The sequence below is a fragment of the Bacillus sp. P4_D3 genome, assembly GCF_056401855.1.
Window position 1 is genome coordinate 1 of the sequence record NZ_JBFUIN010001354.1, and the last position, 519, is coordinate 519.

Annotated in this window: 1 protein-coding gene; it reads left to right on the forward strand. The window is 38.3% G+C overall.

All coding sequences use genetic code 11. The annotated features are described in order from the left end of the window. Positions 1 to 519, forward strand: a 519-nt coding sequence (locus tag AC1DTM_RS31295; protein WP_477001801.1) for a Cna B-type domain-containing protein, incomplete at both ends; no start/stop codon positions are given.

The following is a 519-nucleotide window of genomic DNA, read 5'->3' on the forward strand; positions in this document are numbered from 1 at the left end:
GTTGACCGCTATGAAACAAAAGTAGACGGAACAACAATTACGAATACTTACAAGAATACGGACAAAACAGAACTAAGTGGCAAGAAAGTCTGGRAAGACTATAACAACCAATTCAAGACACGTCCGGAAAGCATCACGGTTCAATTACTTCAAAATGGAACAACAGAGTTCCAAACAAAAGAAGTGAAAGCTGATGAAAAAGGTAACTGGACTTTCAGTTTCACAGATCTACCAAAGTACGATGAACAAGGAAAAGAGTTCGTGTACACAGTAGGAGAAGTAAAGGTTGACCGCTATGAAACAAAAGTAGACGGAACAACAATTACGAATACTTACAAGAATACGGACAAAACAGAACTAAGTGGCAAGAAAGTCTGGRAAGACTATAACAACCAATTCAAGACACGTCCGGAAAGCATCACGGTTCAATTACTTCAAAATGGAACAACAGAGTTCCAAACAAAAGAAGTGAAAGCTGATGAAAAAGGTAACTGGACTTTCAGTTTCACAGATCTACCA